Annotated in this window: 14 protein-coding genes, 1 tRNA gene and 1 pseudogene; 2 read left to right on the forward strand and 14 right to left on the reverse strand. The window is 64.8% G+C overall.

Annotation, left to right across the window (positions count from 1 at the left end; all coding sequences use genetic code 11):
- Positions 1 to 151: 151 nt before the first annotated feature.
- Entirely contained in the window at positions 152 to 1,798 is a 1,647-nt protein-coding gene (locus BLV04_RS18395; RefSeq protein WP_093035671.1) for a hypothetical protein, read from the forward strand.
- A gap of 3 nt (positions 1,799 to 1,801) precedes the next feature.
- On the forward strand, positions 1,802 to 2,749 hold the full coding sequence (locus tag BLV04_RS18400; RefSeq protein WP_093035674.1) for a glycosyltransferase family 2 protein: 948 nt from the start codon (positions 1,802 to 1,804) through the stop codon (positions 2,747 to 2,749).
- A gap of 330 nt (positions 2,750 to 3,079) precedes the next feature.
- On the opposite strand, the gene BLV04_RS18405 is transcribed toward BLV04_RS18400, so the two are convergent.
- The 14 genes and pseudogenes from BLV04_RS18405 to BLV04_RS18465 form a co-directional block, all read right to left on the reverse strand.
- Positions 3,080 to 3,175: transfer RNA gene (locus tag BLV04_RS18405), tRNA-Sec, on the reverse strand.
- A 17-nt stretch (positions 3,176 to 3,192) separates the two neighbouring features.
- On the reverse strand, positions 3,193 to 5,106 hold the full coding sequence (gene selB, locus BLV04_RS18410) for a selenocysteine-specific translation elongation factor (RefSeq protein WP_093035677.1): 1,914 nt from the start codon (positions 5,104 to 5,106) through the stop codon (positions 3,193 to 3,195).
- Positions 5,103 to 6,623 carry an L-seryl-tRNA(Sec) selenium transferase gene (selA, locus tag BLV04_RS18415; RefSeq protein WP_093035680.1) on the reverse strand — a complete coding sequence of 507 codons (1,521 nt, stop codon included), beginning with the start codon at positions 6,621 to 6,623 and terminating at the stop codon, positions 5,103 to 5,105. Before selA ends, selB begins: the two co-directional genes overlap by 4 nt.
- Positions 6,620 to 7,534: a formate dehydrogenase accessory protein FdhE gene (gene fdhE, locus BLV04_RS18420; RefSeq protein ID WP_093035683.1), complete on the reverse strand. Its 915-nt coding sequence runs from the start codon at positions 7,532 to 7,534 to the stop codon at positions 6,620 to 6,622. Before fdhE ends, selA begins: the two co-directional genes overlap by 4 nt.
- Before the next feature lie 160 nt (positions 7,535 to 7,694).
- On the reverse strand, positions 7,695 to 8,765 hold the full coding sequence (gene rsgA, locus BLV04_RS18425; RefSeq protein ID WP_093035686.1) for a ribosome small subunit-dependent GTPase A: 1,071 nt from the start codon (positions 8,763 to 8,765) through the stop codon (positions 7,695 to 7,697).
- Between the two features lie 216 nt (positions 8,766 to 8,981).
- A complete protein-coding gene (locus tag BLV04_RS18430) occupies positions 8,982 to 9,515 on the reverse strand; it encodes an REP-associated tyrosine transposase (protein ID WP_093035689.1) in 534 nt (177 codons plus the stop codon).
- 217 nt (positions 9,516 to 9,732) lie between these two features.
- Complete coding sequence (locus BLV04_RS18435; protein WP_093035692.1) at positions 9,733 to 10,533, reverse strand: hypothetical protein; 801 nt, start codon at positions 10,531 to 10,533, stop codon at positions 9,733 to 9,735.
- A gap of 234 nt (positions 10,534 to 10,767) precedes the next feature.
- Positions 10,768 to 11,388, reverse strand: coding sequence for a formate dehydrogenase subunit gamma (locus BLV04_RS18440; RefSeq protein ID WP_093035695.1), 621 nt, complete (start codon positions 11,386 to 11,388; stop codon positions 10,768 to 10,770).
- The gene (gene fdxH / locus BLV04_RS18445) at positions 11,385 to 12,278 is read right to left on the reverse strand and encodes a formate dehydrogenase subunit beta (RefSeq protein ID WP_093035698.1); all 894 of its coding nucleotides are present in this window, start codon (positions 12,276 to 12,278) and stop codon (positions 11,385 to 11,387) included. Before fdxH ends, BLV04_RS18440 begins: the two co-directional genes overlap by 4 nt.
- A 9-nt stretch (positions 12,279 to 12,287) precedes the next feature.
- The gene (locus BLV04_RS26185; protein ID WP_217633729.1) at positions 12,288 to 13,847 is read right to left on the reverse strand and encodes a molybdopterin dinucleotide binding domain-containing protein; all 1,560 of its coding nucleotides are present in this window, start codon (positions 13,845 to 13,847) and stop codon (positions 12,288 to 12,290) included.
- Between the two features lie 15 nt (positions 13,848 to 13,862).
- A complete protein-coding gene (locus BLV04_RS26190) occupies positions 13,863 to 14,735 on the reverse strand; it encodes a molybdopterin-dependent oxidoreductase (protein ID WP_217633730.1) in 873 nt (290 codons plus the stop codon).
- 48 nt (positions 14,736 to 14,783) lie between these two features.
- Complete coding sequence (locus BLV04_RS26195) at positions 14,784 to 15,371, reverse strand: molybdopterin-dependent oxidoreductase (protein WP_093035701.1); 588 nt, start codon at positions 15,369 to 15,371, stop codon at positions 14,784 to 14,786.
- A 225-nt stretch (positions 15,372 to 15,596) separates the two neighbouring features.
- Positions 15,597 to 16,664, reverse strand: coding sequence for a selenide, water dikinase SelD (gene selD, locus BLV04_RS18460; protein ID WP_371828653.1), 1,068 nt, complete (start codon positions 16,662 to 16,664; stop codon positions 15,597 to 15,599).
- Between the two features lie 194 nt (positions 16,665 to 16,858).
- Positions 16,859 to 17,865 (reverse strand): annotated as a pseudogene (locus BLV04_RS18465) (hypothetical protein); the annotation flags it as partial.

Consider the following 17,865-nt stretch of genomic DNA (forward strand, 5'->3'; position numbering starts at 1 on the left):
TGTGGCTTCAAGCACTCGCATCCTCGAATCGAGCAATGCGGGAATCTCCGACATTGGGCAGGCAGGCCTGGCGAGGCGGCCCCGTCCGACGTTGACCTAATCAGTTCGGCCTATACTTCCAGCTCGTCGCAGCCGAACAGGACCATTAACCATGGCTCAATCGTCAGCATCCAGTGCAGCACGTCGGCCCCGCCTGCTCATCATCGGCCTCGACGGATTGGAGATCCGCTATGCCGAACGACTCATGGACCGTGGCGAATTGCCGGCGCTCGAAGCCCTGCGGGCAAGGAGCGCATGCTTTCGGTTGGATCACGGACCGGCTCAGCGTACCGGACTGGCCTGGGAGCACTTCGCGTCGGGCCTCTCGCCCGCGGCGGCGAGCCGCTGGTCCGCGGTCGAGTTGGACCCGGGAACCTACAAGGTCTGGCAGGAAGGCGCACGGTTCAAACCGTTTTTAGACCAGATCGGCGCCCGTGTCACGGTCTTCGACGCACCCTACGTGGATCTGCGCCGGACCACCGAGATGCGCGGCCTGGTCGGCTGGGGCGCCCACGATCCCGGTACCGAGCCGTACGGGCGGCCCGCTGAGCTCGCGCAGTCGTTTCAGGACAGGTTCGGCCCCTATCCGGCCGCCGAATGGACCTACGCCACGCCCGCCTACTGTGCGGCGACCTGCGAATCGATGGGCCAGTCCCTCGCCGCGGCGGTGGATCGGAGGTTGGAGGCAGCCCTGTGGATGCTGCAGGCCGTCCCGGACACGGACGTCTTCTTCGTGGTTACCGGGGAATTGCACTCCGCCATCGAGGGTCTCTGGCACGGGGTCGATCCGAATCACCCATTGCATGCCCACCCATCGGCCCCCGCAGCCGCAAATGCCCTGCTGGAGGTGCACCGGGCAGTCGACCGATTCGTCGCCCGGCTGGCCGAGGCGTGTCCCGGCTGGGACGTGCTGGCGTTCGCGATGGGCGGCATGGGGACGAACACCTCCGATCTGCAGAGCATGGCTTTGCTTCCGGAGCTGCTCTTCCGGGATGCATTCGGTCGGTCTCTGCTGCAGGTCTCGTCGGACTGGGCCCAAGCGCCGGATGCGATCCTGCACCTCGACCCACAGGAAGGCTGGAACAATGCCCGCAGCTGGTTTCCCCCTCCGGAGTTGCGCCCGGCTCGTCCAGCACGCTTCGGTCGCGGGCTTCGACGCCTGGTGCGCCGCGTACTCCCGCCGAAGACCGGCTCTGGCAGCCCTCTCGGTCCCTTCCGGAGCCCGCTGAATTGGCAGCCCACCACACGCTATGCCGCCTTGTGGTCGCAGATGAATGCCTTCGCGTTGCCGTCTTTCTACGACGGGCGCATTCGTGTGAATCTCCGGGGCAGAGAGCGGGAGGGTCGAGTCAATCCAACCGAATACGCCGATACACTCGAACGCTTGGAGAACTTACTCGGCGAATGCCGCGACCCGCGCACCGGCACGAGCGCAGTCGCTCACTTCGAGCGCCCGAGCGCCGAGGATCCATTCGCGTTGGACAACAGCGATGCCGACTTAACCGTCGTCTGGCGCTCGCCCGCCACTGCCCTGATTCATCCGAGATACGGAATGATTGGACCGCTGCCCTATCGTCGTACCGGCGGGCATACCGGCCCGCATGGCGTCGCCTATCTCGCCACGTCGTCGATCGCGGCGGGGGACTACGGCGAGCGTTCCTCCTTCGACATCGCCCCGACGGTCGTCGATCTCATCGGTGCACGCAGCGCCTCGGAACTGTCGGGCCGCAGCTTGCTCCGCGATGTAGGAACCGCCTGAGCCATGTCCACAGAGAGGTTGCGTATCAGCGCGGTGGTCTGTACTCGCAATCGGGTCGATTTTCTCGTTGAAGCCTTGCGCAGCTTGAGGGGCCAGACACTGGATCCGGAATGGTTCGAGATCCTGGTGGTCGACAACCACTCGCATGACGGAACAGCGGATCTGGTGTGGGGCCTTGCAGAGAAGCAACCCAACCTGCGCTATCTGTTCGAGCCCGAGCTCGGCCTCAGTCACGCCCGCAATCTGGGTTGGCGAACCGCGCGAGCGCCGTTCGTCGCCTACCTGGACGACGACGCCGTCGCGGCCCCTGACTGGCTGGAAAAGATCCTCCTGGCCTTCGACCAAGTCCTCCCGACCCCCGGCTGTGTCTGCGGTCGCGTTGTACCGATTTGGGGCAAGGATCGGCCGGTTTGGTTGAACGATACGCTCGGCCGTTATTACTCGATCCTCGAGCGGTCGGACCCGCCCGGATGGCTGACCGACAACGCCTTCTGCGGTGCCAATATGGCCTTCCCCAGCGCTCTGCTGGCAAGGCTCGGCGGCTTCGACACCGAGTTGGGCCGGCGAGGTGCGAACCTCCTCTCGAACGAAGAGTTGCTGATGAGCAAGCGTCTTCGTGCGAGCGGGCTTGCGATTTACTACGATCCGACCATAGGGGTGCGACACCATATCCCGGCCGCCCGATTGACCCGCGGTTGGATCATCCGCCGTGTTTACTGGCAGGGCGTCTCCAACGCCATCGTCTGGCGACGGCTCGAGGCGGCCGATACGACACGTCGCCTGAAGGCGGGGGTCCGGTCGCTGCAGAGCATTCTCTCGCTCGCCGGTCGACTGACCCGCACCTTGGTGAGCCGAGACGCAAACCACGTCTTCGACACCGCGCTCCGGCTCGTCGGCCGAGGCGGCTATCTGGTCGGACTGCTCGCTCCCGGACGCGCGCGGGCGCGCTGACGTTCGCGCAGTCAAGTCCTTACGATTGGTGCGATTCCGGCTCGTCTTGGCCGACGACTGCGAGCCGATTTCTCGCCGACGGACCAACCCCGGCGGCCATCTTCGAGCGCGCCGAGCAGCTTGAGCAGGCCGGCGATTGCCCCTCCGCCTGTGCCCTCTACAGCGAAGCCGCCAACGCCGATCCCAGCTTCGCGGCCCGCCTCGCGCGCCGCTACGACCCGCTCAGCCATCGCCCCGGAACCTGCATCGCCGCCCCCGGACTCGACCAAGGTGTCCGGCGGCGAGGCATGGATTGGAGAGGGCCAGATCGCTCGGCGCTTCTTCAAAGGATGGCGGAAAGGCATGGGAGTCGAACCCACCCGGGAGTGTCTGACACCCCCAACCGGGTTTGAAGCCCGGCCGCCCCACCGGAGGCGATGCCCTTCCAAAATCGTGGCGAACGGCTACTGGATCGGCTCCCCGGGATGGGCGAGGGGGCTGTCGGTGCGTAGCCGATGGGTGTCGCGCACCCGCCGGGTGAGACCGATCCGGTCGAAGTATTCAAGGATCTGGATTCCGCGCTTGCGTCCGAGCCCCGTGCGATCGCGGAAGTCCGCGGCACGGATCTCGCCTGTCTCAGCGTCGAGCACGCGCACGATCGCGGCCAGTCGCTCCAGCGCCTCCGGGACGAAGAAGAGATCCCGCACCACCTGAAACAGCAACCCCTGTCCGCCCATCTTGCGCAGCAAGAGCCGCACGTCCGCTTCGGCCAAATCCAGCCGCTTGGCAAGGTCACGCACCCAGGGCGGATCCAGCGGTGTCTCCCGAAGCAGCGGCAGGATCCGCTCGGCACTGGCCTGCTCGCGCGGCGTCAGCGTCAGCACGTGCTCCGGGCGATGGAGCCAGGCGCCGGTGCGTGTCAGCGCGCCTTGCGCGATCAGGTCCGCGACCAGGGCGGTGAAGATCGGCGGGGGTAGCCTCGGCATCCATAAGCGGCGCGCCCGTCCGGCGTCCGGTCCCAGCTCTTCCGGCGATCGCGCGTGATACTCCGCGAGTCCCTCGAGCAGGGTTTGCGCCAGGGCCTGCCAGGCGGATTGTGCCACAGCATGGGTCCGGCTGCCGATCGAGATACGACGACAATCGGGTGGCAGGTGCTCCGGCAGCTCGGGCGTATTCCAGGCGGCTTGCAGCCGGTCGAGATCGAGACCCCAAGCGGATTGAACCAGCAATCGCTTCAGCCGTTCAGATGGTATCTCGCATTCCAGGGTTGTCAGCTCGCCGAGCCGTTCCGGGGTGCGGCGCTTGCGGGCCGGCGCGAAGAGGTCGAGGACACGCCCGCCACCGAGCGTCTGGCGTGCCTCGGCGTCGCGCACGATGAAGCGATCGCCGTGGAGTGCGCCGATGGGACGATCCAGCACGACTTGGGCGAAGGCACTGTCGCCGGGGGCGAGCGTCTCCCCCTGCAGAAGCACCAGATGCGCCATCACATGTGCCGCCCCCAGGTGCAGGTGAACCGGTGACCAGTGGCGCAGGGGGTGGGGCGCATGCGGGGTGAGTGTCAGGCGCGCATCGAAGCGTTCGATCGGGATGGCGAGCCGCGGCGACACGATCCAGTCGCCGCGCGCGACCGCGTCCTTCTCGACACCGGCCAGATTGAGCGCGCACCTCTGTCCGACCCACCCCGTGTCGGCCGGGCGATTCTGCGCGTGCAGGCCCCGCAGACGCACACGCCGCCCGCTCGGTGCAAGCGCCAGCTCCTCGCCGACGCGGACCGAGCCCGCGAAGACCGTCCCGGTGACCACGGTGCCGGTGCCGTGCAAGGTAAAGCTGCGGTCGACCGCCAACCGAAAGTCGCCCTGCGCACGACGCGGCGGGAGGCGCAGCGCCGCCGCGTGCAAATGCGCGCGTAGTGCATCGATCCCCGTGCCCGTGACGGACGACACCGTGAAGATGAGCGCGCCGGCGAGGCGCGTGGTCGCCAGCAGGGCGGCGATCTCGGCCGCGACCGCGTCGACACGCGCCGGCTCGCACCGGTCGATCTTGGTCAGCGCGACCGCACCTCGGGCGATGCCGAGCAGGTCGATGATCTCCAAGTGCTCGCGGGTCTGCGGCATCACCCCGTCATCGGCCGCGACCACCAGCAGCAGGGAGTCGATCCCGGCCGCACCGGCGAGCATGGTGTGGATCAGCCGCTCGTGCCCCGGCACGTCGATAAAGCCGAGCACCTCGCCATCGGGCAGCGGCTGGTAGGCGTAGCCCAGCTCGATGGTGATCCCGCGCGCCTTCTCCTCCTTGAGCCGGTCGGTATCCACGCCCGTGAGTGCCTGGACCAGGGCGGTCTTGCCGTGATCGATGTGTCCGGCGGTTCCGATGATCATGTGTTGGAGCGCGTTCGGTCCGGCGTGTGTGGTTCGTGCATGGGTTCAACCTGGCCGCGGCCCGGGGGTGTCGTCGTCGACGCCGTTGTAGCCTTTGGCTCCGAGAGACCGAGTGACTCGAGTTGGCCCGCGAAATGGCCTTCCGCCTCCGGGGCCAGACAGCGTAGATCCAGCCGCAGCGATCCATCGGCGATGCGACCGATGACCGGGGTCGGCAGGCCGCGCAGTGCCGCCTCCAGCCGATTGAGGCCGCCGCCTCGCTTGGTCGTCGGCGTCATCACCAGGGCATGGCTCGGGAGCCGGTCAACGGGCAGCGAGCCGCTGCCGATCTGCGACAGTGCCGACGCGGCGGTGACCTGGATCGGCCAGGCGGCGAGCGCGTGCTGGAGGGCCGGGAGCAGTCGGTGCGCCTGGGCGCGGATCTCCATCTCCGAGCGTGTCAGCAACCGCAAAGTCGTCAACCGCTCGGTCAGACGATCGGGGTCGCGATAGAGCCTCAGCACGGCCTCGAGCGCCGCCAGCGTGAGCTTGCCGACCCGCAGGGCGCGCTTCAGCGGGTTCTTCTTGATCCGCCGGATGAGGTCGGCGCGGCCGACCAGGATGCCGGCCTGCGGACCGCCGAGCAGCTTGTCGCCGCTGAAGGTCACGAGATCGGCGCCCGCTTCGAGCGATGCCGCGGGTGTCGGCTCGGGCGGCAGACCGTAGCGCGCCAGGTCGACCAGGGTACCGCTGCCCAGGTCTACCACGAAGGGCCGCTCGTGACGATGCGCCAGCGCGATCAGCTCGGCTTCGGGCACCGCCTTGGTGAAGCCGTGGATGGCGTAGTTGCTGGTATGCACCTTCATCAGCAGCGCGGTGCGCGGCCCGATCGCCGCCTCGAAGTCGTGCGGATGGGTGCGGTTGGTCGTGCCGACCTCGCGCAATTTGGCCCCGGCGCGGCTCATGATGTCCGGTATCCTGAAGGCGCCTCCGATCTCGACCAGCTCGCCGCGCGAGACCAACACCTCCTTGCGCGACGCCAGCGTATTGAGCAGCAGGAAGACCGCCGCCGCATTGTTGTTGACCACCGTCGCGGCCTCGGCCCCGGTCAGCTCCCGCAGCAGACCTTCGACGATGTCGTCGCGATCACCGCGCCCGCCCGTCTCCAGGTCGTACTCCAGCGCACAGGGATGACGGGCGGCCTCGACCAGCGCCGCGATCGCCTCCTCCGGGAGTGTCGCTCGACCCAAATTCGTATGGAGCACGGTCCCGGTGAGGTTGTAGACGGACCTGAGTCGGGAGGCGCCTCGCTCGGCGAGCAGGCTCGCCAAGTGCTCGACCAGGGCGGTCTCGGTCAGCGTGGACGGATCGAGCTCGCCCGCGCCGATCCGGCCCCGAAGACTGGCGAGCAGATCCCGCACCGCCGCGGTCGTCGCTTGTCGTCCGTGCTCCGCCAGAGGCTCGGCGGTGGCGGGCCAGCTCAGGAAACGATCGACCGAGGGGAGTAGGGCGAGTGGATTGGAGGGCGCTGCCGTCATGAGGGCGCTTGCAGCAGCATCAGATTGACCCCGCTGCGCGCATAGCCCTCGTCGCTCATCAGCCAGTCCAGCGCGAGCGAGGCGAGATCATCGGCTGTCGGCTCCAGATCCGGGGTTTGGTTCTGGTAGAGGATCTTTAGATAGCTGCGGCAGTCGGGACAGGATTCGGCGCGAATCGCGGAGTCTGGATTCTCGACCGCGTGGTAGCCGATCTGGCGGGTGTTGTTGCAGGTGCTGCATTTAGCCCGCTCTAAATACCACTGCGAGCTGCACAGCGAGCAGACCAGATAGCGCAAGGCATCCGTGGCACCGCCGGTGCGGACCACCGAGGCGACAGGGTGCGAGCCGCAGACGGGGCAGAGATCGGGAAAACCGGGGCGTGCGATCCGCGACGGCTCCAGGTCGCGGGCGAGCCGACTCCAGTAGACCTGCAGGGCGGCGGCGATAATCGCCGAGGCGGCGATGTCGATGCCGGCGAGATCAAGCGCCAGCAGGGCGTCGGCTTGCTCCTCGATCCAGGCATCGTCGCTGGCGACAATCCGCTCTAGCACGGCCTGTGCCTGGACCGGCGCTACCGGACCGAGTCGGCCAGGCAGGTCGCGGACCAGCTCGCGCCAGCGTGAGTCGCGCGCCAAGCCCCGCGGCGCGAGCGGCGGGGAGTCATCGGTGGCCGAACGATCGAGATGCGTCGCGTCCGGCGGCGAATCGGTCGGCGCTTCGAACGCCGCTTGCTGCCAGTCGGCGATGGCGGCGACGAAGGTGAGATAGTCCCCGAGGCTGTGCCCCGGCGCGACTCGGCGCAATCGCTCCGCGCGGGTCTTGTAGGTGTCCGCGTCCGGCAGCAACAGACGCGGGATCGCGGCGGAGAAGGACTCGATCTCGCCGGGTTGGAGGATCTTGGGGGAAGACATCGTGCTCCTTATTCCTGAGATGTGCTCGATCCGAGCCAGAATACCGCTCGCCTGCTACTTGGCCGGGCGAGCCTTTGCGTCGTCGATGGCGTCGCCGGTGTCGTCGGCCATCGGAATAGCCCGGTAGGATGGGTTCGCAAGCTCACCGCATCCTACAGCCTCAGCGATCCTTTAAGTCCGTTTTTGCCGACTTGATGTATCGACCGAATTCCCGATCCTTCTTTCTCCTTTCCGCATGGGACATTTGGTAGAAGTCGGACTCTTCCCTGAGCTTCAGGTAATTCTCAACATGCTCCCGGCTGATTTCGCCGGAATGCACCGCCCCGAGCACCGCACAACCCGGCTCGCCGGTATGGCCGCAGTCGCGATACCGGCAACTGGATGCGAGGGCCGTGATCTCGGCATAACCGGCCCCGATGCCGTCATCCGCGCCGACAATGCCGAATTCACGCATCCCCGGATTGTCGATGACCAGCGCGCCGCCTTCGAGACGAATCAGCTCGCGGCGCACGGTCGTATGCCGCCCTTCGCCCGTTGCGCTGACGGTTCCGGTCTCCAATCTGTCTCGGTCGACCAAGTGATTGATCAGCGTACTCTTGCCCACCCCGGAGGACCCGACAAAGCAATAGGTCTTTCCCGGCGCCAACAATTGCTTCAGATCCTCCAGACCCTCCCGCGTGACGTTGCTCAGTGTCAGGATCGGTGCCATGACACCGATCGAATCGATCTCGGCCAACTGCGCGGCCAATACCGCAGGATCCACCAGGTCCGTCTTGGTCAGCAGGATACAGGGATCGGCGCCGCCCTCCATCACCATCACGAGATAGCGTTCCAGCCGCTTGAGGTTGAAGTCGAAGTGGCAGGATTGGACGATCACCACGGAGTCCACATTCGCCGCGATCATCTGATCGTCGATGGCGTTTCCGGCCGACTTCCTGCGCAGCGAGGTCCGGCGCTCCAGGACCGCCTGAACCACCCCGAAATCGTCGCCCGGCTGCCTCTCCAGGCACACCCAGTCGCCCACACACGGCAACTCATGGGAGAGGTGATGGCGGTGCAGATAGCGACCGGCCAGCTTGGCCCGGAAAGGGCCGGTCTGATCCACGAGCAACAACTGATCACGATCGACAGCTGCAACGCGGGCGATCGTCTCCGTTGGCTTGCATTCCGTCCTTTGCTCGAACCAGTCGGTCCAGCCCAATCCATTCAGTTCACAGAGCCGATCTTTCATTATTCTCCGCCCACTTGAGTCGCACTATTTTCGCGGCGCATAACGTGCAAATTGACCGGATCCGCCAGCCCCTTTTCAGTTATCATTTTGAACCCGGCGGGATGCGGCACGGAACGAACAGCATCAATCGAAGGATACTACTGAACTGTAATTCCGCCCTCCTCGATCAGCCCGAGTAGGGTGGAACTCCGATAGGAGGTTCCACTCTACGTGGGGTCAATCCCGCTCGCCGACAGGCATTTCGTCGATCCGCACGTCTGCCCAGTCCACGGGGTACAGGTCAGCCGCAACCGCGCGGTGGAAGGTGGAATAGGGCCAATCTCGAACCCGACTGACATGCCCATGCTTGACTGGATTGAAATGGACATAGTCCAGGTGGCGGCTGAAGTCGAGATCGGAGCGAATCGCGTGCTCCCAGAAGCGCCGTTGCCAGATCCCCCGCTCACCGCGCGCGATGCGGGAGCGGCGGCGTCGCTCGGTGGCGGGTATGGCACGGACAAAACGGATCTTGATAGCCTTGATGCGATTGGAGAAATCCGCGTCACCCTCGGGCAAAGTGATGACGCAATGCATGTGGTCCGGCAACACCACCCACCCGTCGATCCGGAATGGACGCTCCTGGCGCGTACGGCGTACCGCCTCGCGCAGCGCATCGATGTGACGCACCAACAGATCCGAGCGCCGCTCCTGCAGATTGATGGTGAAGAAGTAGGTTCCGCCTGGAACCCAGAAGCGACGATAGCGTGACATCCTGTCATCCTTCGGGAGATATCGGGGCTGCTCGGGCGGAGTATCACGGCCCCAGCCCCGATCGACAACCCCCCACACTCCGCGTCGTCATCGTAGGGCGGATGCCCGATAGGGCGATCCGCCATTCAGACGCCGAACCGATCCACCAACATTTGGTAGCATCCAAAAAGCAGCACCGACTGCGGCGAGGTCAGTGACACCCAAATGGTGGAACCTCCTATCGGAGTTCCACCCTACGCGGGCTCCTGTCCTCATGTGGCAAGATGATGGCCTTTGACCTGGAGAGTGCCGACCGATCGCCGGTTTCCAATCTCGAGGTAAAGGGGCCAATCTTTTGGTCCAGGAAACTGAACCACATCCTTCCAAGGTCATCAATGAATTGCACAAACTCATCTGTCGCGCGATCGCTATAGGTGGGGTTCCAGATCAGCTTGGGCTCGTTCGAACCCGTTATTTCCAGATAGCGGTTGACAGTGACGTAGAGAAAGCAATCAATCGAGGAGTAGGAGTGGACAAGCGCGTCACAGGCCAGCGCGTGGACCAAAACTGGAGCCATGCCAGTGAATCCGTCGTTGACGAAAATCAGAGTTCCATAGGGTTTCTTAACTCTAAAAAACTCCTTCGTCTCGCGGATCTGTCTGTTCGCTTTTTTCAAGACCCGAAGCAGCGCTGGCCTTGCTAAGCGAACAAATTCTGTGCTGAACCAAGCTGGATACTGGCCGTCTCCACCGAAGAGTAGCGGGCGCCAGGTCGGATCCTCTTTTACCAACCGCGCCAATAGTGCCTCGAATCCGCACTGAGCCGCTTCAGTCCGGAGGAACTCAGTTTCAATCTCCTTCAACTCCAAGACCGCGCCGATATCCTCGAATAAGTAGTCGGCGTTATCGAAGTCCGGCGATTTCGACAGAAGCTCCGAGACGCGTTTGCCGCCAGCGGAAGTAATGAAATCGGTCCAGGTTGCCTCAACCGGCAGTGGATCATGCGGCCCTATGTCCCAGAATCCGGGTATCTCAGGCATAGCTCAGATTGGTCCAGTTGCGTCTAAACGACAGCCTCATAAAACCGCCAAACCATGAAATGGACTGACGTCGTTAAATGGTGTGTTCGTCGTAGGTCGCCATAGCTCACGCAGGGCAGAATGTGCAGCAATGTCTCCGCATGGAGGTCCACATCATACGGCGAAATACGCTGCGCAATCCCGCCCTACGTTTCTGTCACTCCCGTCGATTCTACACGCTAGCCGCCCAAAACCTCACCGCTTCGTCACCTCCTCGAACCACGTCCGATGATGCTGCTTGGCCCAAGCGCGGGTGACGGTGCCGTACCACATGGCGCGGACGGTGCCGGTGACCCAGATGGCGGCGTAGACGTGGACGAAGATGAGACAGATCATGACCACGGCGGTGGCCGAGTGCACGACGGCGGCCCACCGCACCCACTCGACCGGGAAGTCGAAGTAGGTCCGCCACAAGACGATCCCGGAGGGGATCAGCAGCAGCATGCAGAGCAGCAGCAGCCAGAACATCAGCTTCTGGCCGCCGTTGTACTTGCCTTGGGCCGGCATGCCTTCGTCGATGCCGTCCACCATCTCGCCGATACGTCCGATCCATTTCCAGTCGACCCGGCTCATCAGGTTGTGCTTGGCGAAGCGGATCACCATGAGGATGAAGGCCAGTCCCATCACCACGCCGAAGATGGGGTGCAGGATGCGCGTCCAGGTGCCGCCGCCGAAGAGCAGGGCGAAGGGATAGAAGGCGGGATGGAACAGCGCCAAGCCGGACATGCCGAGCAGGATGAAGCTGATGCCGACGATCCAGTGGTTGGCGCGCTGGCCCGCGGTGTAGCGGACCAGGTCTCGGGGGTCGCGTCTCATGCCTGCTCCTCCTCTTCTTTCTCGACCTCTTTCTCGATCTCTTTGGACACGGCGTTCGGCCCCTTGGTCACGTAGTGGAAGAGGCTGGCGAACCCGACGAAGGCCATGGTCGCGATCGCCAAGGGCTTGGCAATCCCTTTCCAAAGCTCGACCAGCGGGCTGACCGTCGGATCCTTCGGCAGTCCGTAAAGCTCCGGTCGGTCGGCATGCTGCAGGACGTACATGACATGCGTCCCGCCGACGCCTTGCGGGTCATAGAGTCCTGCCTGCGCGAAGCCTCGTTCATTGAGGTCGAGGATCCGCTCCTTGGCATGGTTGATCATGTCGCGCTTGCTGCCGAAGGTGATGGCCCCGGTTGGGCAGGTCTTCACACAGGCCGGCTCCAGCCCGACCGAGACCCGGTCGGAGCAGAGCGTGCACTTATAGGCCTTCTCGTCTTTTTTCGAGAGTCGCGGGATGTCGAAGGGACAGCCGGTGATGCAGTAGCCGCAGCCGATGCAGTTCTCCTGATGGAAGTCCACGATGCCGTTGCTGAACTGCACGATGGCTCCGGGCGACGGACAGGCCGCCAGACAGCCCGGGTCCGCACAGTGCATGCAGCCGTCCTTGCGGATCAGCCATTCCAGACGGTTGGCCTCGGGCTCCACCTCGTAGAAACGCATCAGGGTCCAGGTGGTGTCGTTGAGATCGTGCGGGTTCTCATAGCTCCCGATGTTGTGACCGATCTCGCCTTGCAGGTCGTTCCACTGCATGCAGGCGACCTGACATGCCTTGCAGCCGATGCATTTGGAGATGTCGATGAGCTTGGCCAGATCGGGCGTTTCACGCACCCCCGGTACGGGGGTGGTGGTGGCGGATCGGGCCTGGATATCGAGCGATTGCAGTGCCATGTCCGCCTCCTAGACGCGCGTCTGGATCTTTTCGACGTTGACCAGAAACGCCTTGAACTCGGGCGTCTGGGTGTTGGCATCCCCCACGAAAGGCGTCAGGGTGTTGGTGAGATAGCCGTTGCGGGCCACCCCCGTGAAGCCCCAATGGATCGGGATGCCGACGGTGTGGACCTTGCGGCCCTCCACGTCGAGCGACATCAAACGCTTGGTCACGACCGCCACCGCGACGATGTGGCCTCGGTTGGAGCGCACCCGCACATGATCGCCCGAGCGGATACCCTGCTCGGCGGCCAGCGCCTCGCCGATCTCGACGAACTGCTCCGGCTGGACGACGGCGTTGGAGCGGCAGTGCTTGGTCCAGTAATGGAAGTGCTCGGTGAGCCGGTAGGTCGTGGCGACATAGGGGAACTGGTCGGGCTTGCCGAAGCTGTCCCAGTCACCCTTGAATACCCGCGCCGCCGGATTGGCCCGCGCCAGCGGGTTGTCCGGATGCATGGGGTTGTTGGCGAGCGGCGACTCCATGGGCTCGTAATGCTCCGGGAAGGGACCATCCGCCATCTTGTCCACCGCGAAGAAGCGGGCGACGCCCTCCGGGTTCATGATGAAGGGACCCATCCCGTCCGCCGGAGGCGAGTCGGCCTTGAAGTCCGGGATGTCCGATCCGCTCCAGCGGCCGTTGAGCCCGTCCCAGGCGACCAGCATCCGGTCGGGATCGAAGGGCTTGCCCGCCGGATCGCAGGAGGCGCGGTTGTAGAGCACCCGTCGGTTGGCCGGCCAGGCCCAGGCCCAGTCGAGCGTCTGTCCGATCCCGTAGGGGTCGGCATTGTCGCGCCGGGCCATGAGGTTGCCCTTCTCGCTCCAGGCCCCGGCGAAGATCCAGCAGCCGCATGCGGTGGAGCCGTCTGCGCGCAGCTCGGCGAAGCCGTTGAGCTGCTCGCCCTTCTTGACCAGCACCTTGGTCGCATCCTTGGGGTCGGTGACATCCGCGAGCGCACGACCGCTGAACTCCCGCGCCAGCTCGTCAGGGGACGGCGAGTGCGGTTGTTTGTAGCGCCAGGTCAGGTTGAGGATGGGGTCCGGGAAGGCCCCGCCGTCCTTCGCGTACAGCTCGCGCAGCTTGAGGAAGATGCCGGCGATGATCTCCTGATCCGCCCGCGCCTCGGCGGGTGGGCTGGCGGCCTTCCAGTGCCATTGCAGCACGCGCGAGGAGCTGACCAGCGAGCCGTCCTCTTCGGCGAAGCAGGTCGAGGGCAGGCGGAAGACCTCGGTCGCGATCTGGGTCGGATCCACGTCGTTGTACTCGCCGTGGTCCTGCCAGAACTCCGAGGTGTCGGTGGCCAGTGGGTCGATGACGACCATGAACTTGAGCTTCGCCAGGGCTCCGGCCACCTTGACCTTGCAGGGCGCGGAGGCGAGCGGGTTGAAGCCCTGGCAGATGTAGCCGGTCATCTTGCCCGCGTGCATGTCGTCGAACACCTGGAGGATGTCGTGGGTCTTGTCGAGCTTGGGCAGCCAATCGTAGGCCCAGTTGTTCTCCGCGGTCGCGCCGTCGCCATACCAGGCCTTCATGGTGCTGACGAAGAACTAGGGATAGTTCTGCCAGTAGCTCAACTGACCCGGCCGCAGCGGCTTGGGCGAGCGTTTGTCCAGATAGGCCGCAAAATCCTGCTCCTTCTCGCCCGGCAGGGTCATGTAACCCGGCAGCAGGTTGGAGAGCAGCCCCAGGTCGGTCAGACCCTGGATGTTGGAGTGACCGCGCAGCGCGTTCATGCCGCCGCCGGGCTTGCCGATGTTGCCGAGCAGCAACTGCACCATGGCACCCGTGCGGATCATCTGCGAGCCCTGCGAGTGCTGGGTCCAGCCCAGGGCGTACATGATAGTCATGACCCGGTCGGACGCCGCCGTCTCGGCGATCATCTCGCACACCTTGAGGAAGGCGTCCTGCGGCGTGCCGCAGATGGTCGAGACCATCTCGGGCGTGTAGCGGGCGTAATGCGCCTTCAGCATCTGATAGACGCAGAGCGGATCCCGGAGCGTCGGATCGGTCAGCACGAAGCCATCCTCGCCGAGCTGATAGCCCCAGCTCGACTTGTCGTACTTGCGCGTCTCCGCGTCGTAGCCGGTGAAGATGCCGTCCTCGAAGCCGAAATCAGCCTTCACCAGGAAGCTGAAGTCGGTGTAGTTGCGCACGTACTCGTGATGGATCTTGTCGTGGCTCAACAGATAGTTGATCAGACCGCCCAGGAAGGCGATGTCGCTGCCGGCACGGATCGGGGCATAGTAGTCCGCCACCGCCGCGGAGCGGGTGAAGCGCGGATCGACCACGATCAGCCGGGCCTTGCGATGGGCCTTGGCCTCGGTAACCCATTTGAACCCGCAGGGGTGCGCCTCTGCGGCGTTGCCGCCCATGATGAGGACGAGGTCGGCGTTCTTGATGTCGACCCAATGATTGGTCATGGCGCCACGGCCGAACGTCGGGGCAAGACTTGCCACCGTCGGGCCGTGTCAGACACGTGCTTGGTTGTCGAACGCGAGCATCCCCAGACTGCGGGCGAATTTATGGGTCAGATAGCCGGTCTCGTTGCTGGAGGCGGAGGCGGCCAGCATGCCGGTCGTGAGCCAGCGGTTGACCGTCTGCCCCGCCTCGTTTTGCTCGACGAAGTTGGCGTCGCGATCCTCTTTCATCAGCCGGGCGATGCGCTCGAAGGCATCGTCCCAGGAGATCCGCTGCCATTCGCGTGAGCCGGGGGCGCGGTATTCCGGGTAGTGGATACGGCCCTCGCTGTGGATGAAGTCCAACAGGCCGGCACCTTTCGGGCAGAGTGTGCCGCGATTCACCGGATGATCGGGGTCGCCCTCGATATGGATCACCTCGGCCTGGACGTTCTTGGACCGATCGCCCAGGCTGTAGATGAGGATGCCGCAACCGACCGAGCAATAGGGGCAGGTGTTGCGGGTTTCGGTGGCGTGCGCCAGCTTGAAGGTGCGGACCTCGGCCAGCGCCTCGTTCGGGGAGAAGCCGAGCAGCGCCAAGCTGGTGGTACCCGCGCCGGCGGCGCAGACTTTGAAGAAGTGTCGTCTGGATAGGTTCATTGTTTTCCGATCGCTCCATTCTCGTTCATGGTGATCATGATCCGCGATAGCGTACTTGCCAATATAATTAATCCATTAAAGACTAATTTTTTGGCAATTCAATCAATGCCTTGGTCGATTGATATCGTTTGGATCAGAGTGCCAATCAATAGCGCAGAGCGATGAAAATGTCCATGCCCGATGGTTGACTCCATGGCCGGGCAATTTGGCCGCGTTTTGAGTCGTCTATCCGGGCTGGTGGGTCGTGTCGATATCAGCCGAGCAAACGATGGCATCTCGGGGGCCGGGGTCCAGCATCCGCCCGACCCGGCGGGCGGGTACCCCCTCGGCGGCGAAATCGGACAGGGCCGCGTCCACCCGCGCGGGCGGGAAGGCGATCAGCAGGCCGCCGGAGGTTTGAGGATCGGCGAGCAGCAGGGACTGCCATTCCGCGAGCGCCGGATCAAGCGTGACCCGTTGCAGGTACGCCTTCAGGTTGTTCCGGGCACCGCCCGGAAAGACCCCGGATTCGGCAAGCGGCAGGGCCTCCTCGAGAACCGGAATTGCCGACCAGTGCAGCTCGATGGTCAGGCGGGACCCGCGCGCCATTTCGAGCGCATGACCGAGCAGCCCGAATCCGGTGATATCCGTGGCAGCATGCGCGCCATGACGCAGCATGATCGTCGCCGCTTTGTCGTTGGCCTCCAGCATCAGTTCGGTGACCCTGACAATCCCCTCCGGCGAAAGCCCGGCGTTCTTAAGCGCGGTCGTGAGAACGCCGATGCCGAGCGGCTTGGTCAGCACCAGGATATCGCCGGAACGGGCGCCACCCTTGAGCACCAGACGATCCGGGTGCGCGACCCCGGTCACCGCCAGCCCGAACAGGGGCTCGGGGTTCTTGACCGTATGCCCGCCGACGACCGGTACCCCGCAGGCCGCCGCGCCGGCGATCAACCCCTTCAGGATCTCGGTCAGGATCCCGAGCGGCAGACGCGTATCTGGAAAGCCGGCCACGGAGACCGCCGACACCGGGCGTGCTCCCATGGCATAAATGTCCGACAGGCTATTGATCGCGGCGATTCGGCCGTAATCGAAGGGACTGTCCACCACCGGGGTGAAGACATCCACGGTCGTGACGATCGCCAGGTCGTCCGCGACGCGCACGACACCGCAATCGTCTGGATGCTCGAGTCCGACGATCACATCCGGATGCTGGGTCAGCGGCAGTTCGCGCAGAACCTGCGACAGCTCGGCGGGGCCGAGTTTCGCCGCTCAACCCGCGCAGGTGGCAAGCTGGGTCAGTCTGATGTCCATAGATATCCGAATAGGGTTGCTGGTAGTGGTCGCGCCTGGCGGCATCGATCACTGTTCGGCGTCTCTTGAATCGTTCAGGGATGCACCATCGAGTTGAGACATGCCAAGCAATGAAATAGAGGGGGCGGATGGTAATGCGGCAATCGCAATAAAGATACTCTGCCGAAGGCGCTCTCCAAGCGGCGCCCGGCTGCTTATCGACGACGCCCGAGACAAAGGTCGCTGCCGTTTCCGCTGCAGATCATCCGACCGCTCGAATCGTAAGCGGCGTAGGACACTTGGACGATGCCGCGACCACGGCACCCGTAAAAGAGATCGCCGCGCCAGGTGTTGCGGCCGATCTTGCGCAGGGCGCAGTTGCGGCATCCGGGGTTGGTGGAGGTCACGCGGGCGACGCGCTCGCTGGCCGGCGGATCGATGCTGACGATGTGTCGGACGCGGTCGCCATCCCAACCGGAGGTCGGGTCGATGGTGAGGCGCCCCGTGCAGTCGCCGCGCATGGCGAAGGAGCCGCTTCCTTGGGGTGGCGGGGGTGGGGTGGTCGGTTTGGTGCCGATCTTGATCTCGGGTGGCGGGGCCTTCGGGGGCGCTTGGACCACGACGGGTTTCGGTGGTGGCGGGCGACACGGGCCGATCCGCTCGCCGAGCGCTCGACTGACCGGTCGCAGCGACGCAACGGACTCGCGCTTGAGGTCGCGTTCCAGTGCGACGAGTCGCGTGCAGTCCGCGCCGGCCTCGGCGAGGCGTCGGGTGTAGCGGTCGATCCGATCGCAGTCGGCAATCGGCGCCTCGAGTGCCTTGCGCGCCTTGGCGAAGCGCGGGTCGCCTCGGTCGGCGAGACTTGCGGCCAGCTCGCGGGCCTTGGTGCAGTCGCCGCCGATGGCCGCGATCTGCTCCTCCAGCGCGTCGGCCTCGCTGCAGAGCGCCAGCTCGGGTGCCAGGCGGGTGCGGATGTCGAGGAAGCGGAGGTTGTTTCGGTAGACATCCAGCCCGTCGGCCAGTGCCTGAAGACGGTCACAGTCGCCGTTGGCCTCGGCGAAGCCTTGCTCCAGGCCATTCAGGTCCGCGCATTGGCGCATCGCAATGGCGAGCCTCCCGGCCAAGGTGGCGAGCGGCTCGCGCTCCCGGTCATGGCGCGACAAGGTCTCGTCGAGTCCGGCAAGGGCCAGACAATCGTCCTGCGAGCGGGCCAGCTCGCCTT

The organism is Thiocapsa roseopersicina (assembly GCF_900106925.1).
GTDB classification, from domain to species: Bacteria; Pseudomonadota; Gammaproteobacteria; order Chromatiales; family Chromatiaceae; genus Thiocapsa; species Thiocapsa roseopersicina.